Source organism: Xylanibacter muris, assembly GCF_013166605.1.
Taxonomy (GTDB): domain Bacteria; phylum Bacteroidota; class Bacteroidia; order Bacteroidales; family Bacteroidaceae; genus Prevotella; species Prevotella muris.
Map to the genome: position 1 here is coordinate 1 of NZ_JABKKF010000011.1, position 26,679 is coordinate 26,679.

At 42.2% G+C, this 26,679-nt stretch carries 18 protein-coding genes and 1 pseudogene; 12 read left to right on the forward strand and 7 right to left on the reverse strand.

What is annotated here, in order from left to right; all coding sequences use genetic code 11:
- The 6 genes from HPS56_RS10560 to HPS56_RS10585 form a co-directional block, all read right to left on the reverse strand.
- Window positions 1–947: transglutaminase domain-containing protein (locus HPS56_RS10560; RefSeq protein WP_369800305.1), on the reverse strand; the 947-nt coding region annotated here is incomplete at its 3' end.
- 333 nt (window positions 948–1,280) lie between these two features.
- Complete coding sequence (locus tag HPS56_RS10565; protein ID WP_172276285.1) at window positions 1,281–3,161, reverse strand: heavy metal translocating P-type ATPase; 1,881 nt, start codon at window positions 3,159–3,161, stop codon at window positions 1,281–1,283.
- A 30-nt stretch (window positions 3,162–3,191) separates the two neighbouring features.
- Window positions 3,192–5,369 (reverse strand): helix-turn-helix domain-containing protein, encoded by a 2,178-nt coding sequence (locus HPS56_RS10570; protein WP_172276287.1) that lies wholly within the window; start codon window positions 5,367–5,369, stop codon window positions 3,192–3,194.
- 111 nt (window positions 5,370–5,480) lie between these two features.
- Window positions 5,481–6,362, reverse strand: coding sequence for a DNA/RNA non-specific endonuclease (locus tag HPS56_RS10575; RefSeq protein WP_172276289.1), 882 nt, complete (start codon window positions 6,360–6,362; stop codon window positions 5,481–5,483).
- An 82-nt stretch (window positions 6,363–6,444) separates the two neighbouring features.
- Entirely contained in the window at window positions 6,445–8,901 is a 2,457-nt protein-coding gene (locus tag HPS56_RS10580) for a glycoside hydrolase family 95 protein (RefSeq protein ID WP_253952444.1), read from the reverse strand.
- Between the two features lie 71 nt (window positions 8,902–8,972).
- On the reverse strand, window positions 8,973–11,405 hold the full coding sequence (locus HPS56_RS10585; protein WP_172276291.1) for a glycoside hydrolase family 2 TIM barrel-domain containing protein: 2,433 nt from the start codon (window positions 11,403–11,405) through the stop codon (window positions 8,973–8,975).
- A 735-nt stretch (window positions 11,406–12,140) separates the two neighbouring features.
- Between HPS56_RS10585 and asnA the strand changes: the two genes are divergently transcribed.
- Window positions 12,141–13,178, forward strand: a complete 1,038-nt coding sequence (gene asnA, locus HPS56_RS10590; RefSeq protein WP_172276293.1) for an aspartate--ammonia ligase — start codon at window positions 12,141–12,143, stop codon at window positions 13,176–13,178.
- 67 nt (window positions 13,179–13,245) lie between these two features.
- On the opposite strand, the gene HPS56_RS10595 is transcribed toward asnA, so the two are convergent.
- Window positions 13,246–15,099, reverse strand: coding sequence for a DNA polymerase III subunit gamma/tau (locus tag HPS56_RS10595; RefSeq protein WP_172276295.1), 1,854 nt, complete (start codon window positions 15,097–15,099; stop codon window positions 13,246–13,248).
- Window positions 15,100–15,251: 152 nt separating this feature from the next.
- Between HPS56_RS10595 and HPS56_RS10600 the strand changes: the two are divergent.
- The 11 genes and pseudogenes from HPS56_RS10600 to HPS56_RS10650 all read left to right on the forward strand — a co-directional run.
- Window positions 15,252–15,452: pseudogene (locus HPS56_RS10600) on the forward strand (hypothetical protein); the annotation flags it as partial.
- Between the two features lie 637 nt (window positions 15,453–16,089).
- Complete coding sequence (locus HPS56_RS10605) at window positions 16,090–17,736, forward strand: transcription termination/antitermination NusG family protein (protein WP_172276297.1); 1,647 nt, start codon at window positions 16,090–16,092, stop codon at window positions 17,734–17,736.
- A 123-nt stretch (window positions 17,737–17,859) separates the two neighbouring features.
- On the forward strand, window positions 17,860–18,138 hold the full coding sequence (locus HPS56_RS10610) for a DUF3791 domain-containing protein (protein ID WP_253952445.1): 279 nt from the start codon (window positions 17,860–17,862) through the stop codon (window positions 18,136–18,138).
- A gap of 1 nt (window position 18,139) precedes the next feature.
- A complete protein-coding gene (locus HPS56_RS10615; protein ID WP_172276299.1) occupies window positions 18,140–18,625 on the forward strand; it encodes a DUF3990 domain-containing protein in 486 nt (161 codons plus the stop codon).
- Between the two features lie 4 nt (window positions 18,626–18,629).
- On the forward strand, window positions 18,630–18,836 hold the full coding sequence (locus HPS56_RS10620) for a DUF3791 domain-containing protein (protein WP_172276301.1): 207 nt from the start codon (window positions 18,630–18,632) through the stop codon (window positions 18,834–18,836).
- A gap of 496 nt (window positions 18,837–19,332) precedes the next feature.
- Window positions 19,333–20,673 carry a UDP binding domain-containing protein gene (locus HPS56_RS10625; RefSeq protein ID WP_253952446.1) on the forward strand — a complete coding sequence of 447 codons (1,341 nt, stop codon included), beginning with the start codon at window positions 19,333–19,335 and terminating at the stop codon, window positions 20,671–20,673.
- A 116-nt stretch (window positions 20,674–20,789) separates the two neighbouring features.
- The gene (locus HPS56_RS10630; RefSeq protein WP_172276303.1) at window positions 20,790–20,930 is read left to right on the forward strand and encodes a hypothetical protein; all 141 of its coding nucleotides are present in this window, start codon (window positions 20,790–20,792) and stop codon (window positions 20,928–20,930) included.
- 1,277 nt (window positions 20,931–22,207) lie between these two features.
- Window positions 22,208–23,737, forward strand: a complete 1,530-nt coding sequence (locus tag HPS56_RS10635; RefSeq protein WP_172276305.1) for a lipopolysaccharide biosynthesis protein — start codon at window positions 22,208–22,210, stop codon at window positions 23,735–23,737.
- 42 nt (window positions 23,738–23,779) lie between these two features.
- On the forward strand, window positions 23,780–24,967 hold the full coding sequence (locus HPS56_RS10640) for a glycosyltransferase (RefSeq protein WP_172276307.1): 1,188 nt from the start codon (window positions 23,780–23,782) through the stop codon (window positions 24,965–24,967).
- A 43-nt stretch (window positions 24,968–25,010) separates the two neighbouring features.
- Window positions 25,011–25,487 (forward strand): acyltransferase, encoded by a 477-nt coding sequence (locus tag HPS56_RS13555; RefSeq protein WP_285822043.1) that lies wholly within the window; start codon window positions 25,011–25,013, stop codon window positions 25,485–25,487.
- 2 nt (window positions 25,488–25,489) lie between these two features.
- Window positions 25,490–26,674, forward strand: a complete 1,185-nt coding sequence (locus tag HPS56_RS10650; RefSeq protein ID WP_172276311.1) for a hypothetical protein — start codon at window positions 25,490–25,492, stop codon at window positions 26,672–26,674.
- The last annotated feature ends 5 nt before the right edge of the window (window positions 26,675–26,679 follow it).

A 26,679-nucleotide genomic window follows, 5' to 3' on the forward strand; every position in this document is an offset into this window, starting at 1 on the left:
ATAAATGGAGTATTAAGTATTGGCGGAATGTTCTCTCCCAAGTCCTTATTCAATGCGTACAGGCTTTGTGGTTGGTAACTGAATGTTCTTCTATATACTTTTGCCATTTCCCTTCCCTGTTTGTTAGGATATCCCGGATTGCTTTCACATCCCATGAATGGAATGTTCAAACCCGTATTGTCCAAGAGGCTGTTCCAATAGTGGTTGTTTGATCGGTTCGGCCATTGTGGTGTGTAGTCTAAGCACACAGGTATCCCGCATGCCCTCATGACGTATGTAGTGTATGTTGCATAGTCGATACATTCTCCCATCTGCATGTTTTTCAATGCAGAGACAGGTAAATTTATGTTTAATTCAGGTAAAACTTTCTTGTTATTGTATTTCAATGCTTTTAATGCGTCATTGACTTTACTTGCAGCCCAAAACGCTGAATTTTTCATGTCATCACTGGTTATGACAGACGTTGCATATTTATAGTATAGCTTTCTTAAATCTTCCCTCCAATTTGAAGTCGGCTTCTCATTGTTAACTCTATATGGCAGCATATATTCACAAAAATCTTCAAATGAAAGATGCTTGGCCCACAGACCGTTTCTCCAGTCTTCAAACGCCATGTCTATATTGTTGATAATGTCTTTTTCATTTATGAAGTCATTATCTTTGGTAAGAGTCAGGTTTACGTATGGGTCACCGCATTCTGTATAAAGTCTATAATACTGTTCAATACATTCCGGATACTTATACTGTTTGTTTATTTGTTCAATACCTGCATAGTATTTATCAAGTATAGGACTGTCCTTAAAAGAATGATACTTCATATTCTCCGCAATGAACCTTGCAGCTTTGATCTTTTCTTGGTCTCCGGTTTTAGTGTAGTGGGCTATAACCTTTTCTCCCACAGTGCTTTTGGACGTTTCTTGTGAATAGGCAGTTATTGCTGTAGTCATGCAAATGAGATGTGTGATAATCGTTTTTGTATACATGATACTTTTTATATGATAGTTTTAGTAAAGATTCTTTTATAAAAGCCCCATTGTGACCTTTTATTTCAATGTGGTATGAGTCGTAACCTTTTAGGTAAGTATTATTTTTTACAAAGGTATGTTTTTTTCTTTATTACGTCAGATTATTATAAGGAAAAAGATGAGGTCATTAGGTATTTTTAACTTTGTGTTGTTTTTAGTTTAACACAATGTGTTTAAGATATAATCTTGTGGTTTTTATAATTATTGTTCTTACTTAGTAATATGTTGAAGACATGGATAGTGTTTCGTATGCAACTATGTCAGCTTAAGTCTCAGACTGTTTAGTACCACGCTCACACTGCTCATTGCCATGAGTGCGCTTGCCCACATGGGACTTATCTGGAAACCGGCGACTCCGTAAAGTGCTCCGGCTGCGATAGGGATGCATGTCACATTATATATAAATGCCCAGAAAAGATTTTGTCGTATCATGCCAACTGTTTTTCCTGACAGGACTATGGCTTCGCTGATGCGTCTGAGGTCGTTGCTCATGAGTGTGACTTGTGCAACGTCCATTGCGATGTCTGTGCCTTTTCCCATTGCTATGCTTACGTTGGCAGCAGCGAGAGCCTGACTGTCGTTTATTCCGTCTCCAATCATTGCAACGCATTTTCCTTCCGCCTGCAGTTTTCTTACGAGGTTTTCCTTGTCTTGTGGCATCACCTTGCTTTGGTAGTGTTTTATTCCGGCCTTTTCTGCCCACCTACGAACGTTATCCTCCTTGTCTCCACTCATCATATATATGTCTATCCCTGCATTTTGAAGCTGTTCCATTGCTTCGCGTGCATGAGGTTTCAGTTGTTCCTCAATGGCTGTCGTGCCTGTCTTCCTTACGAGTTGCGTCACAGTGCCGGTCTTGTCTGTCACCACGGCATTCACGTTCTTTAGATTTTCAAGAGCAGTCGCGTCTTTTATAAGGATGTTTTTCTGTGCAGCCTTGCCGATGCCGACCATCAGTGCTGTGGGTGTGGCCAGTCCCATTGCACACGGACAGGCAATCACCAATACCGATACGGCAGACAGAATGGCGTGCGGGAGCATGTCCGTACCACCGATGACAATCCATAAAACCAGTGTGGCGAGAGATATCAATACTATTGCCGGTACGAATATCATGGCAATCTTGTCTGTAATTCTCTGTACGGGAGCTTTTGAGCCCTGTGCCTGACGTACCATTCTGATTATGTTGGCGAGTACTGTTTCCGAGCCCACCTTTTCGGCTTTAAACCGTGCCGTTCCCTCTTTCACGATTGTTCCGGCAAGGAGTTTGCTTCCCTTTTCCTTGACGACAGGTTCCGGTTCTCCGCTTATCATGCTTTCATCCACGTATGCTGTGCCTTCGGTGATGGTTCCGTCTACGGGAATCTTGTCTCCGGGTCTTATCTCGATGATGTCATCCGGTTGTAGTGCCGTTATCGGTGTTTCCGTTATGCTGTTGTCTGTATGATTTATGAGCCGTGCCGTTTTGGGCGCCAGTCCCATAAGTCCCTTTATGGCTGATGCGGTGCTGTTCTTTGCACGTTCCTCGAGCACCCGTCCTGTGAGTATGAATGTTATAATCATTACAGATGCGTCATAGTAGGTATGATATTCGATATTGCGTATACCCCATGTCGTGTCTCCCCAGAATGTGTTGAACACGCTGAAAAGGAAGGATATTGCCGTGCTCATTGCCACGAGAGTGTCCATATTGGCAGAGGCGTTTGTCAGCTGTTTCCATGCAGAGGCGTAGAACATCCGTCCGCAGTATATTATGTTGACGAGTGCTATTGCAAGCATTGCTATATTGGCTGCCGTGATGTTTTCTATATTTATCCATTTCATTGATATGGCCATTGTTATGAGGGCAAAACCCCACGACAGTCCGGTTTTTCTTTTCAGACTTAGGTATTGCTTCCGTTCTATTTCTTCGATGTCTCTGTCTTCCTCTGTCACCATGTCATATCCTGCAGCGGCAAGCACGTCTTTCATCTGCGCGAGTGTTATTTCCTGCGGGTTGTATTCTATGAGTGCTGTTCTTGCCGGCAGGTTCACGGTAGCCGAGTTTATGCCGGTGAGCGAGTTGAGTTTTTTTTCTACGTTTGCTGCGCATCCTGCGCACATCATTCCCAATACCGCAACTGTTTTCTTTTCCATTTTCTGTCTGTTGGTTTTTATGACACTTTATTATATATGTCCCGATAGTATCGCATCCGACACTATCTGTATTTCGTTGTATTGGATGTCTTCTCCTATGCCGTCTCTTATCTCGCGGTATGAGAGGTCTTCGGGATTCTTTCCCCTCAGGAAATGAACTATTCTTTCTATGTGTTCCTTTGGTACGAGTTCATCGGCTCTCACTTCGCCTGTCTCGATATATTTCCCTAAGTGGCCGAGAATTGTTCCTGCGGTAAGTGAGCGTTCTTTTGCAATCTCGTATATGCTTTTCCCCTCTTTATAGAGTTTCAGGGATATTTCCCTTGTCGGTATCTTTTTAATTTTGGGCTTCTTTTCTTTTTTCTCTTTTTTGTTTCCGTTGTCCTCTTGTCCAAGGGTGATGACGGCTTTTTGTTTAAGATATGCCGTTATGGAGAATCCGTATTCTGTGACATATTCCAGAAGTCTTGTTTTTATTCTCAGGCATCCTCTCAGGTTGTTCATGGCTTCCGTATATCGTTTCCGGAGTTCCTTATTGCCTGTTTCTACGTTTGTCTGACGTATGAAATCTTCGAGCGGACGTATGTTTTTCAGGAAGTAGAGCGCCCCTTTGTTTATTCTTTCGGCTATTGTCTGATTCTCGGAATAGTTTTCACATGCTGTTGCCATCTGTTCATATTGCAGGTGGAATTTCCGTGCCACGTCTGTTATTACGTTATGGAAGACGACAGTCTGTTCGCGGTATTTGTTTGCCAGTAGCGGATAGTTTTTCACGAAATGTCCGTTTAGCAGCCTTGTTATAGTGTCGAGTGCTGAATAGATGTCGTGGAATCCGAATAGGTCGTCGAGCAGCCTTACATAGTATTGTCTTTGCATGATAAGGAAATCATCTTCTCCCGGTGTCCTTTTCTCCATCTCATCGGTGAATGTCTTTATGGAACTGTCGTTTATGATGGCATGCACGGATATAGGGCTGCTAAGCACGAGCCCCTCGAGCGATTTGCAGCGGCTGAGTGCGACGTATGTCTGTCCATGTGCAAATGAGTTTTGTATGTCAATGATGGCATGACTGAAGGTCAGTCCCTGGCTTTTGTGTATTGTTATAGCCCATGCCAGTTTCACGGGATATTGCCTGAAAACGCCTTCCACTATTTCAGTTATCTCTTTGGTGTCTTTGTCGAGGGCATATTTGCAGTTTGCCCATTCTTCCAGGCCTACTTCGATGATGTCACCGGTGTCTTTTGATTTCACGCTGAATCCCTTGTCGTTTATTTCGCATACCTCACCGAGCATTCCGTTATAGTATCTCTTTTCTCCTGATGTGTCGTTTTTTACAAACATCACCTGTGCTCCCTTCTTGAGTGTGATGATCATGTCGGTGGGGTAGGAATATTCGGGAAAGTCGTCTTCTATTGTGGCTTTGAATGTGAATGCCTTTCCCGGCAGTTCGTCAAGTTTGCGGTTGTTTGTTTCCTGTGCCTGCCTGTTGTGTGTTGTAAGCCTTATGTATTTCCTGTCGTCGTAGAGGCTTATGTCCGGTACGTACCGTTTGTTGAGTTCTTCGAGTGTCTGTCTGTCAACCTTGTTTTCCCTCACCTTGTTGAGTATCGAGAGGAATCGTGAGTCGCTTTGTCTGTATACTGTTTTGAGTTCTATTGTCACATAGTCTGTTTTCCTCAGGGCATGGCTTCCGAAGAAGTAAGTTGTTTCGTAATATTGCGAGAGCAGTTCTTGTTCGCTGTCTTTCACCACGGGTGCGAGCTGTTGCAGGTCTCCGATGAGCAGCAGCTGCACCCCTCCGAACGGGTTGCTGTTCTTTCTGTATTGTCTCAGTACAGAGTCTATCGCATCCAGAAGGTCGGCCCTAACCATACTTATCTCGTCTATCACCAGAAGGTCGATGCTTCTGATGATGTCAATTTTCTGTTTGCTGAAGCGGTAATGGTTCTGCTTTGTGTTGAAAGTGGTTTCCGGTATGAACGGTGCCAGCGGCAGCTGGAAGAATGAATGTATCGTCATACCGTTTGCGTTGATGGCCGCTATGCCTGTAGGAGCCACGACAATCATTCTTTTGGGCGACAGTTCTTTCAGTTTTCTTAGAAATGTTGTTTTTCCTGTTCCGGCCTTTCCTGTCAGGAAGAGATTTGTGCCTGTGCTTTCTATTATCTGCCATGCCCGTTGCAATTCGGGATTGTCGTGTGTGGTCATAATGCTTTTGTTTCTGTTTTTCTTTTATGCAAAATTACAAAATATATTCCATAATAGCTTTATTGTGGAACGGTTATGGCAGTATTTATTCTGTTTTTATTGTTGTATGTATCATCTCCATGCCTTCAGCGAATATACTGCTTCTATGCGTCTTTCCGTTTTGTTGTCTACATTGACGAAGAAGTTGATGCCGGTCATCTTTTCGATATCATCCACAGACATGGCCTTTTCCGCCATCCTCTGTGAGCCGTTTTTGTTTGTATAGTAGAAACCGATGGCTTTTTCGTTGCCTTTTCTCAGTGACATTATTACTTTGAAGAACCCGTCGGGAACGGTTATTATGTGTTCCTTGCCTATCGTCTTTTGCTTTTTGCCTTTTCGGTATACAGGGCCGCACACAATGTATATTCTTCCTTCCTGCCTGGCCCATCTCCTGCATGCCTCCTCGAGTGTTTTCCATCCTCCGGCATTGAGGCTGTGGTTTTGCGGGCAGATGTTACTCATGTAGAAGCATTCTTTCATCGCTTGCCGGCTCCATTTCATGTCGGCTGCCGGCGCCATGTGTCCACGGTCGTATCCGCATCCCTTGTAGTCGTCGGTGTTTACCTGGTGTGGTGCGGGTATGTCAGGGTCGGGAGTGAAATCGTCATATCGTTTCACTGTTCCTTCGGTTTCACTTGCGGTCAGTTCCCATGCCACATAGTTAGGGTTGTTGTGTTCGCGGTTGAATGAAACGGTGTATCCCTTGTGTTCGATGACTCTCTCCAGAACGCCTTTTATTGCGGCCGGCATTTCCGGTTTGCGGTGTCGTGTCGTTTTTTTCTGACGGATGCTTTTTTCTGTAGAGCCTGTGTCTATGCCGGTGTATTCGTTTTTTACGGACCGGTTTATGTTTTCAGTGTTTGTTGTCTGTGGGTTCTTCAGTGTACTGCCGGTTATCAGACATACTGCTGCGGCCAGAATACCTGCAATACCTTTCAATTTGTTTGTCATATTAAGGTGTCTTTTCTGGATTTTCGGGTTGGAGTAGTGAGAGGCCGTCAATGACAGTATACAGCGGCCTCTCACTACTTTTTTACATTACATTTACAGTCTGGTTTTTCTTAAGCCTTACGGTCTTTCTCTTTCCGTTAAAGTGCAGTGTGGTTGTTCCTCCCTGCCGTGATGTGACGGTGAGGCTTTTCACTGCTTTGTCTTTCCATGTCATCGACACCGTGAACCCTCCTCTTGCGCATATACCGCTTACCTTGCCTTCCGCCCATTCGTCTGGCAGCGCCGGCAGGAGGGTTATACTGTTTGTATCACTCTGCATGAGCATTTCAATCACTCCGGCGCATCCTCCGAAGTTTCCGTCTATCTGGAATGGAGAGTGTGCGTCGAGAAGATTCGGATATGTGCCGCCTCCACGCCGTGCGTCCTTACCCTTGTAGTTGTCGGGACTGATATAGTTGAGCAGTTTGCGGTAGATGTGGTATGCGTTCTTGCTGTCTTTCAGGCGTGCATAGAGATTCACCCTCCATCCGGTGCTCCATCCGGTGGTCTTGTCGCCCTTTATCTCAAGTGTGCGTGCGCAGGCTCGTGCAAGGTCAGGCGTGGCGTATGTGCTGATATGGTGCCCGGGGTATAGGCCGAAGAGATGCGACTGATGCCTGTGTTGCGGATCCTGATCATCCCAATCGTGATACCATTCTTGAAGATTGCCTTTCTTTCCTATCCTATATGGAAGCATCCGTGCGAGAGTGCGGTCGATATTTCGTATGAAGTCCTTGTCGGTGGCGAGTGTGCGTGCCGCCTCGCGTGCGTTGAGAAGACATTCGCGGGTCATGGCCAGGTCGGATGTGTTGCCGTATGATGTCGCCCCGATAAATCCGTCGGGAGCAATGTATTTGTTTTCAGGTGAAGTGCCGGGTGATGTTATAAACTGTCCGTCTTTCTCGATAAGCCAGTTCATACAGAACTCCGCCGCGCCGCGCAACAGTGGATAGTTCTGTTTAAGGAATCCGAGGTCGCGTGTGAACAGGTAATGTTCCCAGATGTGTGTGCTCACCCATGCGCCTCCCATGTTCCAGCTGGCCCACGACGTGTCGCCTGTACGCAGCCCCACCGGACAGGTCATTGCCCAGATGTCGGTGTTGTGTCCTAAGCACCATCCTTTGTCCGTTCCATAATATTCCCGTGCCGTCACTGCTCCTGTCTTGCTCAGGTTGGAAATGAAGCCGAGCAGCGGTCTGTGCATTTCGCTTAGGTTGGCTGTCTCTGCGGCCCAGTAGTTTTCCTCAAGGTTGATGTTGCTTGTATAGTTGCAGCTCCATGGAGGGGTTATCCGTTCGTTCCACAGTCCCTGCAGGTTTGCCGGCACGCCTTCCGTGCGTGAGCATGATATCAGCAGATAGCGTCCGTATTGGAAGTACAGCGCTTCAAGTTCCGGGTTCCTCTGGTTTTGCTCAGTATACAGGCGCAGCTGCCTGTCGGTCGGCAGCGATGCTATTGAGTCTGCCGTCCGTCCGAGGTCGAGGCTCACCCTTCCGAAAAACCTCTGATAGTCGTATATGTGGGTGTGCAGCAGTTCCTCGTAGGTCTTTCGTGCGGCGCGTTCCATTCGCTTTTTCACAAGTTTCCTGTAGTCGCGTCCCTCTGTGGCCGGGTTTTTGTCGAATCCGTTGAAGCTTGTCACATTTGCCACTATCACCGTCACCTCACGGCATCCGTCTATCTGCACTTCTCCCGAAGGATAGCTTTTCACCTCTCCGTCGCCTTTGGCTGCCACAGCCTTTATGATCGTACGGAAGCGTATGCCGCGCTCCGGATCATATAGATGCTTCTCATTTGCCGGCACACCTTTATAATAACTCGGATAAGAGTGGTATGCGGCATGTCCCTCAGCTGTTATCTCGTTGCCTGTCGCGCTGGCTGAATATGGCAGCTGTGATGTAAAGCGTAGTGTGGCCTTTATGCCATTGACAGGCTCTGTCAGACGGATTATTATCACAGAGTCCGGTGCTGATGCGAAATACTCACTTGTGTGTATGCCATCGCGGTTTTTATACTGTGTCGTGGCCACTGCCCGGCTGATGTCCAGCCTGCGGCTGTAGTCCGATATGTCTTTTGAACGGTTGTCACCATATTCAATGGTAAGCTGTCCGAGCGGCTGATATGTCTGGCTGAAGTGTCCCTGTATTTTACGGTTTGCCTTTTCCGCATTCCTATAGTCTTCCTTTTCGAGCAGCGCGCGTATTTCCGGCAGAGCCTTGTATGCTCCCGGTGTTGTCACCTCCTTGTCTGGCTCTCCTGTCCACAGGGTGATGTCGTTGAGGGATATCTTTTCGATGCGTGTTCCTCCGTATACGGTGGCTCCCATTGTTCCGTTGCCGATTACGAGAGCTTCCTCGAAGTGTTCGGCAGGCGAGTCGTAGCGGAGAACAAGATTTCCTGTATTCTCCTGTGCGTTTGTGCAGAGCATCGACATGGCTGTAAACGCAGTGGCCGCGAGGCGTCTTAGCAGATTGTTTTTCAAGTTTTCCGTTTGTTTCATTTCAATTGTTTGTTATTTAGTATTATACGTTTTCCCGGGTATATGGCATGCCGGTGTGTACTGCATGGTGATTATTTCATGTTTATTGTCACGCTTTTCGGTTCAAGTCCCTTTGCCTTCACTGTGACGGTGCATGTTCCGGCTTTGTTTTCCGGCTGTACTATAGCCAGTGCTCTTCCACGGAAAGTCTTCGGTGTAAGTGAACGGAAGCTTTCCATGTCGTTGTAGCTGCCGTTGCCCGCAATTACCTTTGCCGGTCCGTTGCAGCTTATCTCTAACGGGATGGCGGCGTCAGGCAGGACATTTCCGTCCGTGTCCACAATCTCTATGCTTACGAAAGACAGGTCATGATTGGATTTCCCGATGTCGGTGCGGTCGGCTTTGAGCCGTATTCCATCGGCCTTCCCCGCGGTCTTCAGTGTGAATGAACCATTGTCCTTCCCTATGTTGCGTGCTACGAGTTCACCGGCCGAGTATGGCACCTTAAACGTTGCCGTATAGTCGTCCTTTCCCGTTTCCTTTATTCCTATAAGTCTTCCGTTAAGCGTGAGGCTTACCTTCGGGCTGCGGCTGTATACGTTCACGGTCATTGTCTGTCCTTCCAGTCCGTTCCATGTCCAGCTCTGCCTTTCGTCCGTCCATCCCCAGCCGTTCACTACTTCGCGCTTGCCGTCGGCCACTGGCTTTCTTACAGCCATGGCAATGGGAGATACTCCCCACAACACGTTGCGGAAGTAAGCCTGCGGCTTTTTGTTGCCTATCAGGTCGATGTCTCCGCACCAGGCATTATACCATGGCCAGTCCATAAACTGCGTGTCGCGCTCTCCATTGCCCATCTCGAGTGTGTGGGCAAGGCCGGCCTCGCCCACATAGTCGATGGCCGTCCATACGAAGTCGCCGATGAGGTATGGATGTTTTTCCACCATGTTCCAGTTGCGTGCCGCCTCCTTGGGATACGACTCGCTTCCGTACATGACTCTTTGCGGATATTGCAGGTGGTCGTTCTCATATTTGTTCCAAAGATAGTTATATCCGCAGATGTCGAGTGCGGCGAACGATTTTGCCGACTGCTCCTCCCATGAATACCCTTTAAAATCCCAACCGCATATTGCAGCCGTCACGGGGCGCATGGAGTCGAGGGCAAGCACGGTCCTGCGCAGCATCATTGCCGCCTCCATTCCTTCGGGAGTGTTGCGGCCGGGAATCTCGTTGCCAATGCTCCACATAATTACTGACGGGTGGTTGCGGTCGCGGCGTATGCCTGCCGAGAGGTCATCCGCCGCATGTTTTTCGAAATAAAGATGATAGTCTTCAGGGCGTTTCGGCTTCAGCCATTGGTCGAATGTCTCGTGGATGACCATCATTCCGAGTCTGTCGCATGCATTATAGAAACTTTCCGATGCAAGGTTGTGCGAGCATCTCACCGCGTTGAAGCCGTTGGCTTTGAGAAGTTCCACGCGGTGCTCGTCGGCACGTGCCACCGCGGCAGCTCCGAGCAGACCGTTGTCGTGGTGTATGCAGCATCCTTTCAGCAATATGGCCTTTCCGTTGAGTTTGAGGCCTTTCTCGGCTGTCGCCTCGATGGTGCGTATTCCGAATTTTGTATCAATCCTGTCTATAAGTCTGCCTGAGTCGTAGAGGCTTACCGTGGCATCGTATAGTTGCGGACTGTCAGGCGACCATAACTTCGGCCGTGCTATCTCTATGGCAGAGCGCAGCGAATCTATGTCTGCGGCAGGAAATCTCCTGACGAGCACTTCCTTTCCTTCCGGTGAGATTATTTTCAAGCCTATTTCAAGGCCGTTTCCCTTTCCGTGTATCACGGTAGAGAAGTTCACGGTCGCTTTCTTTCCCGATATTGATTTCGTGGAGAGGAATGTGTCCCATTTGTCAAGATGTGTCCTGTCGGTTTTTATCAGCCATACATTCCTGTAAAGCCCGGAGCCTGCATACCAGCGGCTGTTGTGTCCCTCATTCACGGCTTTTACGGTGATTACGTTTTTCCCGTTGCCTGTGTTCAGATAAGGTGTCATGTCTATGCGGTGGGGGGTATAGCCGTAGTGGTTGACGTATGCCTTGTGGCCGTTTATCCATACTTCCGATTGAAAGGAGGCGGCTTCTATATATAGGGTGAAGAGCTTGTCGCTGTCTTCCTTGTCTATAGTGAACTCTTTGCGGTACCATCCTATTCCTCCGATGGTATGCCCCACATCCCATCCTCCGCCTCCCATCTGTTTGTCTGCCGGGTAGCGGTGTTCGCTCATGCGGGAGAAAGGTCCGGTAGTGATGCCTTCCACCTGTACAGTGGCACGCTCTATACTCCAGTCATGCGGGAGATTTACAATTCTCCATCCGGAGTCGTCGTAATCGGGGCTTTCCGCACCGACAAGACTTCCGTGATGAAACTTCCAGTTTTCGTCAAACAATGTCTCGCGGTTGTCGGCAAAGAATGTTGCAGGTGTCAGTTGCAGCAATGTGCAAAGAACAAGTTTATCGAATCTCATATATTATATATTATAATGTGCAGCTTATCTTATGCAAAGATACGAAAAAATATGCGTATAAGGATATGTCATTGCTGTAGAGTGAAAAAACACATATTGTCATTCCTGACAAGAATTATTGGTGTTCGTTATAGTTGCTTATGTCGTGCGGACATTCCGTCATGCCCGACCATGTCCGGAACAAATGTCATGTTTTACTTGAAATCCGTTGCCGGGTTGGGTTAAAAGCCGATGAATCATATTAGTGTCTTTCTGTGTAAATATACTACACGTGTGAAATGAACGGGAAATGTTAAAAGTGTATGTAGGCTACATACAGAGTGTATTTAGCCTACATACAGAGTGTATTTAGCCTATATACAGAGTGTATTCAGCCTACATACACTTTGTGGTTGGGCTATTCACTTTTTAGCCTTTGGCTGAATAGTTTACACTTTTAACTCAGTCTTGTTGACGGAACATGAAGACGGCAATTAACTGATACGTATTTTGCATGTGTGTATGGCGATTTCTTTATGTCGTCGGTGTTAAAAAGAAAGAAGATGAGCTTTGTATGGTGTCATAAAGAAAGACTTATGGCGGTAAATGTGTTCAAAGTGAAAAAATAACGAGGCGTTTTTCTTTCGTTTGTTTTAATTTGCTTACCTTTGCACTTCAGTTATGCGTATCTATGTACTAAGGTAAAGGGTATTATGATGCATTACGTTTAGACACGACAAGAAAAACAAAGCAGATATGGGTAGACTTATAATACCGGAAAACTATGATGCGCCGCTTGATATGCGGCGTACGGAGCAGGGTATAAAACAGATAAAAGAGTTTTTTCAGGCAAATCTTTCCACTGAGCTTCGCCTCCGCAGGGTCACTGCCCCCCTGTTTGTATTGCAGGGCTTGGGAATAAATGATGATCTGAACGGGGTGGAGCGTGCCGTCACCTTTCCCGTTAAAGATCTTGGCGACGTTAAGGCGGAGGTGGTTCATTCTTTGGCCAAGTGGAAGAGGCTTACGCTGGCCGAGTATGACATAGAGCCGGGATACGGAGTATACACGGACATGAACGCCATTCGTGCCGATGAGGAACTCGACAATCTTCATTCGTTATATGTCGATCAGTGGGACTGGGAGGCTGTAATCACTCCGCAACAGCGCACTGTGGCTTACCTGAAGGATATTGTTGGCAGAATATATTCAGCCGTCAGACGTACCGAGTATCTTACGTGTGAGACCTATCCCGAGTTGAAACCGTTTCTTCCCGACAGTATTCATTTCATACATAGTGATGAATTACGCGAGATGTATCCTGCACTCACTCCCCATGAGCGTGAGGACGAGATATGCCGTAAATACGGTGCGGTTTTTATAATAGGTATAGGAGGCCGCATGTCTGACGGAAAGAAGCATGACGGCCGTGCCCCAGATTATGACGACTGGTCGACGGTGGGCGAGAATGGAAAGCCTGGGCTCAACGGTGATATTCTTATATGGTATCCGGTGCTCGGACGCTCCATCGAACTGTCGTCCATGGGCATCCGTGTAGACAGAGAGGCTCTTCTCCGCCAGTTGGCAGTTGAGGGCAAGGAAGACCGTGCCGGACTTTACTTCCACAAGAAACTTCTTGCGGGCGAGCTTCCGTTGAGTATTGGAGGCGGCATAGGGCAGAGCCGCCTTTGCATGGTGTTGCTCCACAAGGCTCATATAGGAGAGATACAGGCCAGCATCTGGCCTGAGGATATGCGTCGCGAATGCCGGAGGATGGGCATGAATCTGATCTGACAATGCTTTTAACAACACCGGTAAGGGGCATGGATTACAGTCCATGCCCCTTACCGGTGTTTCTGATTCACGCCATTTCCAAATCAAGCAGTTGCCGTAGCTGTTCAAGCGCCGGACTGTCTTCAAGCATTTTTTCAAACTGTTCGCGCCTTGTGAGAATCTTTTCTACGGTCTTCTTCTCCGACAGTCGTAGTGAGAATCTTATCAGGTTGTTTTTGAGGTAAATGCGCAGGGTATTCTGTATGCTGCCCTTTATCTCCTCCATCTGCGACATGAAAATCCTGTTGTCCACCGTCACTTCAATATCCGGAAACTCGGTTATGACCGGAGACATGTTTTTCATTCGTGCGGCAATGCCGCTGTATTTCTGCGGCATGCGTACACACATTGCCATCCACTGATATTCCACATCGTGCTGCGTGAAATCCTGTTGCTCGTCTTTTATTTTAGCATTAGGGTCGCTCGCGTCAAGAGTACCGGGTATGATCTGCATCTTTTTCTTCCTGACGGTCTCCCTGACGTTCTGCCATGAGAATCCTATTGTTCCGTTCTGCGATTTCAGTACGGGCCGTCTGGCTTTGTCATATTGTGCAACCGTTGTGTTCTGTGCCGTCTGCGTGCCGTTTTGCGGAACGTCGTTCTCCAGGCATTGGATGCTTTTCTGATTGTCGGGGTTTCTATGCACGGTTTCCTCACCGGCAATGTTCATCTGTCGGTCAGCCGTGGCTACCTGCCTGGCCACTTTTTCCGGCTGTACTTTCAGGATGATATTCTTAAACAGGGTTTTCAGTCTCTTAGGGCCATGCCCCGATACGGGAGAGTCGTCGGGCTGCGTTATCTGTGCGATCTCTATCAGGGTGAGTTCCACCAACAGCCGTTTGTTGCCGCTTTGCCTGTAGTTTATGTCGCAACTGTTCATAAGTTTCAGCGATTTATACAGGAAAGGCAACGGGCATCTTGATGCCTGTTCCTTGAATTTTTCTTTCTGCTGTTCGCTGACCTCAAGCAGTGGCAGTGTGCTTTCATCGCGTGCCATCATAATGTTGCGCACGTGTTTTGCCAGTCCGCCTATGAGAAGTCCTCCGTCGAATCCTTTGTTTATTATGCTGTCCAGCAGAAGCATAATATCGCATACGTTGTTTGTAAGGCTGAGGTCTACAATCTTGAAATAATTGTCAGAATCAAGCACGTTCAGGTCTTCAATCACCTTTTTGTATGTGATGTCACCCTGGCAGAAACTTGCGGCCTGATCGAATATCGACAGTGCGTCCCGCATGCCCCCGTCGGCTTTTTCCGCTATGACGGCCAACGCTTCATCCTCGTATGTTATGCCTTCCTTTTGAGCTACGTTTTTCAGATGTGCGATGGTGTTGGCCACTGTCATACGTTCGAAATCGTATATCTGGCATCTTGACAGAATAGTTGGAAGGATCTTGTGTTTTTCCGTTGTGGCAAGAATGAATATCACGTGTGCCGGCGGTTCCTCGAGAGTTTTCAGAAAAGCATTGAAGGCCGCGGACGACAGCATGTGGACCTCGTCGATGATAAACACCTTGTAGCGTCCCACCTGCGGCGGTATGCGTGTCTGTTCCATAAGGGTCTTTATGTGCTCCACGGAATTGTTGCTTGCTGCGTCAAGCTCAAAGATATTGAATGAGCGCTGTTCGTTGAAAGCCTTGCAGCTTTCACATTCGTTGCATGCCTCTCCTTCAGAGGTCGGGGTCTGGCAGTTTATCGCCTTTGCGAAGATTCTCGCACATGTGGTTTTGCCTACACCGCGCGGTCCGCAAAACAAGTAGGCATGAGCAAGCTTTCCGCTTTTCACAGCGTTCTTCAACGTTGTGGTGAGTGCACTTTGTCCTACCACGGTGTCAAATGATGCCGGGCGGTATTTTCGTGCCGATACAATATATTCTTCCATTACTGTTCCTTATGATTGAAGGTTTTTAAAATGCAAACTTACATATTTTTTTTCATATATCGCATTTTATTGCTATCTTTGTCATGGATAATACTGACTTATACGGTTTTTTGTATCCTTACTTTTATTGTTTCACCAAAAAGAAAAAAATCATGCCGGGCTATATACGATTTGACTGGGCGATGAAACGCCTTTTGCGCAACAAGGCAAACTCAAAGCTCGTCACCGAATATATAAACTGCGGTGAGGGCTGTCACAATGTCCGTAATGTCTACAGCATAAACATCGTGTATTTCTCTCTCGGCTCCGGCCGTGACACAGTATACCACGGCAAGACTGAGTTCCACGGCATGAAGGCAGATGGCCTCCCTGTTGATGTAATAGCCAAGTATACGGGATTGTCTGTGCCAGACATAGAGAAATTGTGACGAGTCATTTCAAAGGGGAGGAAAAGTGATGAGAAGTGGAAGCATCAGATGTGTGCAGAACCCTGTCCCTATTCGGGAAGGACCCTTATAGAAACAACCACATATATATTTATGGTATATTATTGGTAACTCATTAGAGGATGTTTTTTACGTGTCATGTGAAAATATTCACCGATGATATATAATATATGTCCCAGCGTTCGGCATTGTTAAAAAAATAAATAAAAAGCATAAAGGTGTGCATAAGTCGGATATTTTCCCTAATTTTGCATTCGGAATTTAATCCTTATTTGGAAAACAGGCGTATGCTGTTGTTTTTATATATAATGAGGATGTCAATGGTATAAAGTTTTTAACTTGTTGTCTTAACACTACAGCGTATGACAGGCTTTACAGAAGAAAAGACCCGGGTCTGTAAGATTGACGACATAAAAGTATCGGGAGTTTGTTGAAGTTGCTCAAGAGACAAACGGTGCTGGAAATCATAGAGTTTCCTTTCTTATAACCCCACAGGCTATTGCTTATGGGGAATAATTGTATATATACAAGGAGTATATAGGCCATGGGATGGTATATAGTCAGAACCGAACCGCATTATGAAAATGATGCAAAGGATTTTCTGCTGAAACTCTCTGTTGCCGATGGAACAGGGGAAAGCCCCGTTTCCGATGATGTTTATCTGCCCACCCGTCGCGTGACATACGAGCGCAATGGCAGGCGTACTGTAGTCATGCGTCCTACGATAGGCGGTATGCTCTTTGTGAAGGCCGGTCCCGATATTCTTGAGAAATGTGTCACCGACAGCGGTGCCTTCATGTCCGTTTCAGGCACATCCGCGTCATTTCCCCGCGTTTATCTTTATTCAAACCCTACTGCATATATGTCGGGAAAACGCGAACGTATTGCCGGTGCCGCCGTGCCGGACAAGGAGTTTGAGATGTTTCATTTTTATAACGAGCGTCTAAAAGATCACCTTGAAGAACTGCGTGTGATGGAAGGAAACTATGAGGCGGCTTTCGAACTTGACAAGACAAAGACAATACAGGTGGTAAACGGACCTTATCTTGGCTTGATAGGCAATCTTAAGCAGATGACTGTGAACAGCAGACGTGACCACCGGCTGGTGATAAGGCTTGGAAACATGAGAATCGTAATACCGTCCGTCCGCAGCTACCGACATATAATAGTGCGTGACGAGCAAGCCGGCAACAAGGCTGATGAGGTGCGTCTCTGGAAAAGAATAGATACTCTTGTCGGTGTTCTTCAGGGTTATGGATTGTCTGATACGGCTCCTTCTTTGCTTAGAAGGATTATAAGGGTGTTGCGTGAGGTTCCGCAACATTCCATACAGGAGTTGACGGATGTGGTAAACATGATGCGTTCAGGTTTGCATTCATGCGGCAGTGCTACAGATAAGGTGTCATGCAATCGGTATGGCAGATGTTTTCGGTTTATGGATGGTTTCGATGCATCCGTACTGTCTTCGCTTCATGCGTTCATATCCGGATTGAAGGCCTCTGAAACAGGTAGTCTTCTGTCTGTATCGGAGTATTTTGCCTTCAGTTCCGATATATTGTTGGATACCCAGCTTTCAGATATCATAAGAGACAACAAGCTCCGGCCGTTCCTTACCCCAACGTCAGGAACTGGTATTCCGCGTGGAAGGGATTATACGGTTTTGCGCCATAGTGATTTCACGGAAGTGATATTGAAAGTAAGTCTCGCCTCATGTTTCAGGGAATATCTGCGTCTTTTGTCGGCCGACGACCGTAAAATGGCCTCTGTTGCAAAGGCGGATGGGGAATGTTATGTTTATTATGCCCATGTGGCGCTTTGCCGCAGGTCCGACGGCAATATGCTTGCCATAACCAACTGGGGAGATTTCTTCAATGAATATACCGCCTGCAAGTCGGCAGGTGACAATCTGGATGTGCTGTTTGAGAAAGAATACACACGATTCTGCGCGTTGTTATCGAAAGATAACGGAATGGATTTCATTCCGCTTCCATTCGACACCTATGGCGGAGGCTTTGCCACAGTCATATCCGGTCATTATTCCTCATTGGCGGATACCGTTCTGCCCGGGGATATCATCACAGCCTTGAAAGCTTTCGTGAAAGATACATCCCGCGCTGCAGTCCAGATATGGCAGTGCCCACGCCTGTTGCCGTGGCGTCGCCTGTTGCAGAAAAGTGTTTTTCTGCGATGAGGGTAGTTTCAGTTTGATATTTTAGGTAGAATTGAAATTCAATAATAAAGCTAAATTCTTTAATACAAAAAGTTTGTATTTCGGATTTTTTCTCTAAATTTGCATAAGTAAGTTAGGGTTATAATGAGTGATATAAAATTATCAGGTTTAATGTCTGACAATGGATATTCATATCCTTCAGATATAGAATTGAGGAATATCTTTGCATCATCATGTGTTGAAGCTGCAGCCGCAAGAATAGGGTGTAGCGTAATGGAAATGTATGCGAGAATGAAAAATGTAGATTTGCTCAATAAGTTTATATATCCTTTTTATGATTCACTTCATACTCAAAGCAGAGAAGTTGTAACATCAGATGTGCTCGAAGCCTTGAACACGAGAGAGCAAAGTTTGAAAAGATAGAATGAAAGTATACCACGGTAGCACAATAGTAATAAAGAGTCCGATAGTCTGTGCAGGAAGAGAACGATTGGATTTTGGAAAAGGCTTTTATGTTACTGATATAAAAGCTCAGGCTGAAATGTGGGCGAAAAGAGTTGGATATATACGTAATAGTCCAGCGATTGTTAATGTATACCGTCTTGATATAGATAAAGTAAAGATAAAATTTCGTTATCACTATTTTGATGAATATAATCAGGCTTGGCTTAAGTTTATAATTGAGAATCGTAATGGTATAATTACTGATGACATATATGATGTAGTAGAAGGTGGTGTGGCAAATGACCGTGTTGTAGATACAGTAGAGGCTTATATGGCCAATCTTATGCCTTTGGATGTCGCTCTTCAACGGTTGTCATTGCACAGACCGAACAGTCAGTTGTGTATCAAGACACAGGCTGTAATAGATACTTGCTTCCATTTTGTAGAATCTTATCAGATACCTTAAAGCTATGTTGAGCGATTTGTTGATGTGGAATAAAATAGGCAGAATCATTACAATACTGTCTGAGCGTCTGGACATCCCTTCAGAGCGTGCATTCGACCTGTTTTATTCTTCAAAGACTAATGAACGTCTGCATGATCCCAAAACAATGCTTTATTTGTTCAGTGACTGGTATATTTCAGACGAAGTAATCAACGAAATGAGGTCTGAATAGACGGGTTTACTCCAAACTTTTTACGTTTTTGAATCTTATTCAATAGGGATACCGCTTTGCGATATGTACAATGTATATTAAAACCGAGCTTATTCATTGGAGGTATATTCTCGTTTGATACATGCCAAAGGCATGTCCCTACTTGTGGATGGGTTATGCATCCCCACCTGATGCTTCCACTTCTCATCCCTTTTCCTCCCCTTTGGGGAGGTTAGGAAGGGCTTCTTCTATCTTTTTGTGATGTGGGCTTCCAACATGTAGGGACGTGCCTTTGGCACGTGTCAGGCGTAAAAACATCCTCTAATGAGTTACCCCTAATATACCGTATATATGTGGTTGTTTTCTGCATAGTCCTTCCAAGAGTAGGGACATCGCTTTGCAATGTGAAAAAAGTCCATCCGATTCCTCTCCAAAAGAGGAGGGATGAATTGTAAATGATGTGGATAACGTTTATTATATGGAAATATCTTTAGAACCAAAATAATATTTTATGGAAATGAAAAACGACATTAAAATAGCTGTAGCCGGAACCGGCTATGTAGGATTAAGTATTGCAACATTGCTAAGCCAGCATCATAAGGTAACGGCAGTGGATGTTGTTCCGGAAAAAGTGGAACTGATAAACAACCGAAAGTCTCCGATACAGGACGAATATATAGAGAAATATCTGGCAGAGAAGCCTTTGGATCTTACTGCCACTTTGGACGGTGCATCGGCTTATCGCGATGCGGATTTCGTGGTGATAGCAGCCCCGACAAACTATGACTCAGTGAAGAACTATTTTGATACCTCACATGTTGAGGAAGTGATAGACCTTGTATTGGATGTCAATCCTGATGCCGTGATGGTCATCAAGAGCACTATCCCTGTTGGTTACTGCCGTTCGCTCTATGTGAAGTATGCCAAGAAATTTGCAGAGATTCCAGAATTGAAAGGCAAGACATTCAATCTGCTGTTCTCTCCCGAGTTTTTGCGTGAAAGCAAAGCCCTGTATGATAATCTTTATCCAAGCCGCATTATAGTGGGATATCCCAAAATAATAGACAGGCCTGAATTTGAGGAAGAAAATGCGGCCATAACCACCGTGACAGATGTGGAGAAGCTGAAGGAAGCCGCCAAAACCTTTGCCGCTCTCTTGCAGGAAGGAGCAATAAAGGAGAACATAGACACACTGTTTATGGGCATGAAAGAGGCCGAGGCCGTGAAACTCTTCGCCAATACTTACCTTGCTCTCCGTGTAAGTTATTTCAATGAGCTTGACACGTATGCGGAATTGAAAGGACTTGACACTCAGTCTATCATTGACGGTGTAGGACTCGACCCGCGCATCGGCACACACTATAACAACCCGTCTTTCGGCTATGGCGGATATTGCCTGCCCAAGGACACCAAGCAGTTGCTTGCAAACTATGCGGATGTTCCTGAGAACCTTATAGAGGCTATCGTTGAGAGCAACCGCACGCGCAAGGACTATATTGCCGATGCCGTTCTAAAGAAAGCAGGCTATTACAGTTATGCCGGTGACAACAGTTATGATACCCGGAAAGAGCGTAATTGCGTGATAGGAGTCTATCGCCTGACGATGAAATCAAACAGCGACAACTTCCGCCAGAGTGCTATCCAAGGCATAATGAAACGTATCAAGGCCAAGGGCGCGGAAGTGGTCATCTATGAGCCTACATTAGAGAATGGTTCCACATTCTTCGGAAGTCGCATCGTCAACAATCTCGAGGACTTCAAGAAGCTTAGCAATGCCATAATAGCCAACCGCTATGACTCTTGTCTTGATGATGTGGCGGAGAAGGTGTATACGCGGGATATCTTCAGGAGAGATTAAATTTTGATTAACTGTATTCTTGAATATTGCCCCAAACCTGTCATGCAGTGCAGTTCCATTGACATTTAATGACAACAATGAGTTTCCTTTACTTTATAACTAAACTGAATGATATAATGGATAATAACAAATTTCAGATGATTTTACTTGAGTGGACTATGGCTATGCTGGACGGTATAAACAAAGTAGATTGGGATGAAGTTGCCATTCATGGATCTTTTAATAGCTTTATAGCCATTGATGCAAGCCAAGTTTGAGATTCGACTTCTTACCATCCATACTATTTTATGGACAATAATATAAGAAACTTAAATATTTTCTTATAATTATTGTAAACAGTATAAACGTATAAGTAAATACCTTTATACTTGACGAATCGGGTCTGACTATTTGGGAATTGCTGACCAAGTGTCGTTTTGTATATATTTTAGTGACACAAAATATGATATAAAAATGTCTATAGATTGAGTGCTAACAAATTAATATAGTTTTAATATAATGAATGGAATAATTCGAAAAAGTAATTTTGAATTATTACGAATATTTGCAATGTCATGTATTTTATATTATCATCTTATAATATACTATATATTGCCATTAAATGCTTATTCGTATATAATATATTCATTACAGTTACCTTTACATGTAGGTGTTTTGCTTTTTATATTTATTTCTGGATATTTTGGAATAAAACCAACTTTAAGAGGATGGAGCAAATTACTTTTGATGGCAATGATATATTATATACCGCTTCAGCTTGTTTATGATATAACACATCATGCTGGATTTGGTACAATCATTAGGGATTTATTAGTAATATCTCGCGGTCCTTATTGGTTCATAAAAATATATTTATTATTCTATTTGTTTGTTCCTATAGTTAATAAGTTCCTAATCAATTTAGATATCAAACATCGTTTTTACATGTTATTGTTCTTAGCTATAATAAATATTTGGTTTGGGTGTTTGACACGTTGTGATATAAGTTTGATAGATGGTAAAAGCATTGTGAATTTTACCCTTTTATATGTAATAGGCGATACTATACGTATTTTTGAATACAACCTGCAAAAATGGAATACAATTACACTACTCGCTATTTTTATATGTTTTAATATGTTTATAATGCTATCTAGTTATATTTTTTTGGAAGTGTTATAAATAAGGTTGTAATGTTACTTTGCTTCGGTTATAATAGTCCAGGATTAATTTTTAATGCGATATTATTGTTTTTGTGTTTTGCTAAAATGCAATTTTCATCACGTATGATAAACTATTTATCTTCTTCTGTTTTTGCTGTTTACCTTATAACAGATCAGACTGTGATACGAAATATTGTCCTGAAAAATACTGTTGATTTATTTATCCCATATATGCAAACTTTGCCTTGCTTATTAATTATGTTACTTTTTATTACGTTGATAATGATGGTATGTTGTGTTATTGTAGATAAAATTTTTGCTCCGATATGGAGTATAGTTCGTTTTATTCCAAAGAAGGGTTAAATATTTGGTATATTATAAATATAATAGCTATGTCACAATTATCAACAAATAATAAACGTTTAGCAATAAACACATTGTTACTTTATCTAAGGCAATTATTTGTTATTGTTATAAGTCTATATACAAGTCGCGTAGTCCTTAACACGTTAGGTGTAAATGATTATGGCATACATAATATTGTAGGAGGGGTTGTTGGAATGCTCTCTTTCTTAACAGTAGCTTTAACGTCCGCATCCCAACGTTTTATTTCCTATGAACTTGGAACAGGAGATGTAAAAAAACTTAAGCAGGTTTTCACAACGTCTATCATAATACATCTATTATTAGGTGTTTTTGTGTTATTTGTGGCAGAGACTGTTGGATTATGGTTCCTAAATACACATTTGAATATTGTATCAGAAAGAATGAATGCTGCAAATTGGGTATATCAATGCGCTATATTAACAACTATATTGTCTATAATTACAGTGCCGTATAATTCTGTAATAGTTGCTCATGAGAGAATGGATGTTTTTGCATATGTTGGTATTGGAAATACAATAATGAAACTAATTATTGTATATTTATTATTATTATCTCCGTGGGACAAGCTTATAACATATGCTATACTCGGATTGCTTGTACAAAGTTCTTTTTGGTTTATATATAGGGGCTATTGTACAAAGCATTTTATAGAATGTAAGCAAATGGAACGGCCAACTAAACCAATGATAATAAATTTCTTTTCATTTGCTGGTTGGAGTTTTGTTGGTAATTTAGGTTTTTCGTTTAAAGATCAAGCTTCAAACATTATTTTGAATCTATTCTTTGGTACTGTGGTAAATGCAGCACGCGGAATTGCTAATCAGGTTAATGGTATTATGTATAATTTTACGGCAAGTTTTTTAATGGCATTAAATCCACAAATAACTAAGGAATATTCTGGAGGAAATATAAAAAGAACAATAAATATGGTATATGCAGGATGTAGGTTGTCTCCTTATTTAATGGGGATTATGTGTATACCTTTGATTATTAATACACGTTATTTGTTATCTTTATGGTTGGGAGATTATCCCACATATACGATAGAGTTTATACAGTTGACTTTAATAGTAGCAATAATAGGTTGTATGGCTACTCCAATTGTTACAGCCTTGCAGGCCACAGGACGTATAAAAGTTTTCCAAATAGTTATTTCTATAGTAATGTTGAGTGAACTCCCTATTTCTTATCTCGTTCTAAGAATAGGAGGGTTGCCATATATGGCAATGTATCCGACAGTTGTTATTACTTTTATTGGCTTATATGCACGTTTTATAATATTGAAAAATATGACACCTGAATATAGTTATAAAATATTTACAAAAGATATTGTCCTTAAAAATGTTTTCGTATTAGGTCTAGCGTATATTCTTTCAAAATATGTATATATAGATGGTAATGGCTTGGGGCTATTTTTGTTAAATGGAATTTCTTCTTTCATAATAACATTATTTATTGTTATATCTTTTGGTTTAAAGACAGAAGAACGGATAATTCTATTTAATTACATAAAAAATAGATTTAAGAGAAAGTAAGTTTGATAATATTTGTTTTATAAAATAAAACATAAACCTGAGATGAAATCAATATTGATAGTATATAATACTCTTTCAATAGGTGGAAGCACAACATCTTTGTTGTCATTGTTAAATGAATTAGATACTAAGAAATATAAGGTTGATTTGCTGTTGCGTGATAAAGGAACGTATGATTTTATGATTCCACAGAGTGTGAATGTTTTACCTTATTTAATTTCTTCTGATAAAAAAAAGGCTTTGACTTTGCGCAAACTTTTTAGCCTAACGAGTATTTTTAGCATGGTGAAAGGAATATTTTGGAATAAAATCATGAAATATCCAAATTATCGTACGCAAATAATGTCAATAGATACATTACGTTACTGTCAGCCTATAACAACAAAATATGATGTTGCTATATCATTTATAGAGTGTTTGCCGCTTTATTACACGATGTCTTCTGTTTTGGCGGATAAATATATATCTTGGATTCATGTTGATTATAAAGGAGCCAAAATGAATGCGAGAATAGATGATAAGTTCTTGAATAAATCCGATAAAATTGTACTTGTTTCAGAATATTGCAAACAAACTTTTGATGAATTATTCCCTAAATATTCAAATAAAAGTATTGTTGTAGAAAACCTTTTATCTGATAAATTTGTTAAGAAACGTTCTGTTGAATATGTTGAAATGCATTTGCCATTGTTTAATAAGAACAATATTAATTTTGTTTCAGTATGTCGAATTGTTTTTAGTCATAAAGGATTAGATAGAGGTGTTAATGCTTTGGCTTTGTTAAAGAAAGAAGGATTGTTGAAGGAAAGTTTTAGATGGTATATTATTGGTGATGGATTAGATTCTGATAAGCTGGCAAATATGATTGAAAATGGTGGGCTTAGTAATCATGTTTTTATGTGTGGAGCGTTTGGTAATCCACTTCCACTTGTTCGTGAATGTGATGTTTTTTTTCTTCCGTCAAGATACGAAGGTAAGCCAATGGCTGTAACTGAAGCCCAAATGTTAGGTCTTGTGCCTGTTGTTACAGAATATGCATCGGCTAAAGAGCAAATAAATAATGGAAAAGACGGAATAATACTTCCGAATATAGATGTGGAAGTTTATAATTTCTTTAGGTTGTTAATGTTAGATGGTGTTGATTTTGTGTTTATGAAAGATAGAGTTGTTAACAGGACATATTCAAACTTAGATGAATATAAAAAGATAGAAAGGCTTATAGATGAGTAGATTTTGTTATTACTTTAAAATTATAACGAATTTTTGTTATGTTGTGATTGCAAGAATATTACATTTAGGTCTAAGAATTTCATTTATCCAATTATGGGGTCAATATCTTGATATAAAAATAAAAAATAAAGGTAAAGTTGTGATTGGTAGGAGGTTGCAAACTAGAACAAACATACACTTAATGGTTGATAACGGATTTCTAAAAATTCAAGATAATGTTTTTATGAATCATAATGTTTCAATTACTTCGGTTGATAAGATAGAAATAGAATCTAATGTAACAATTGCCAATAATGTTGTTATAATAGATCATGATCATGACTTACATAATAAAAATGGATTCATTTCTGCCCCAATTCTTATTAAAGAAGGAACATGGATAGGCGCGAATGCTGTTATTTTGAAAGGTGTTACTTTAGGAACAAATTCTGTTGTCGCTGCAGGCTCTGTTGTAATAAAATCAGTTCCAGATAATACCATTGTTGGTGGAATTCCTGCGCGTTTTATTAAGAATATATAGTTATGATATTATTTTTCATTACCCTTTGTTTTCTTGTATTTATACTTTACAATGCTCAATCCAGAGATAGAGAAAATAGAGTGTTTTTTGTTGCTTTGTTTTTTGCAGGGTTGGCATTCTTTCAAAGTGTAGATATTAATTCTGATTTGCAAGTAGCATTTTCGCATCTTAATCAAATAAGGAAATTTGGATGGAAGTATTTTGATAATGATATTGAATCAAGTTTTTATTTTACTGGACGCGATGCACTAAAGCTATATTTTTATCTTTTGAGTTTCTTTTCATATAATAATTTTTATTCCGCAATATCTATATTCTTTATTTATTATTTGCCAATGAAGAATGTGCTATTATTAAGTAAAAGATACTCTTTACAAAATTTACAAATAAATTATTTACTGATACTTATAATTATTACGATAGACTTTTATGATTGTGCAAATGGTGTACGTAACGCTTTGGCGTTTGCTGTATTTGCTCATGCTATAGTATTAGATTTATATTATAAAAAACATATATATATAATATTGTGGTGTATATTTCTTTATCTTATATCTGCTTTTTTGCATTCATCAGCTTGGATTCTTATCGTTTTACGAATTTTGTTATTGCTATGTATTCGTAAAAAAACATTGTTGGTTATGGGTTGTTTTGTAATATTTTGGTCATTTTATGTTTTAACTTTTTCTCCTTTCCTAACAGACTCTGATAATAGTGTATTTCAATCTCTTAACCATCATGTAGAAGCATATACAGATAGTACATCAGAATCTTTAAATTTTGATAGTGAGTCATTTAATAATAGAAAATCCTATATTCTCATGCGAAGTTTTCGCATTTTACATGTAATTGTTGTTCTTTATTTTTTTACTAAGATGCTAAAAAGTTATAAAACAACAATGTTACAAAACTATGTTTTTTTATTGGGATGTTTTTGTATAGGTGCTACATCTGTTAATTTGGCAACAAATATTTTATCTAGATTCTCTTTTGAGATGATATTTTTGGTTCCTTTATTTTGCTTGGAGAGTTTGGTGTCCCCAATAGGTAATAAATATAGGATACTTTTTAATATAAAGATGAATTCTTTACTTCTAAGTTTAACAATAGTGGCATTATTATTTAATTACTATATGTTTAGATATCATTATTATTATATGTTATTTAATTTTTGTTTATATAAGTAATTTGC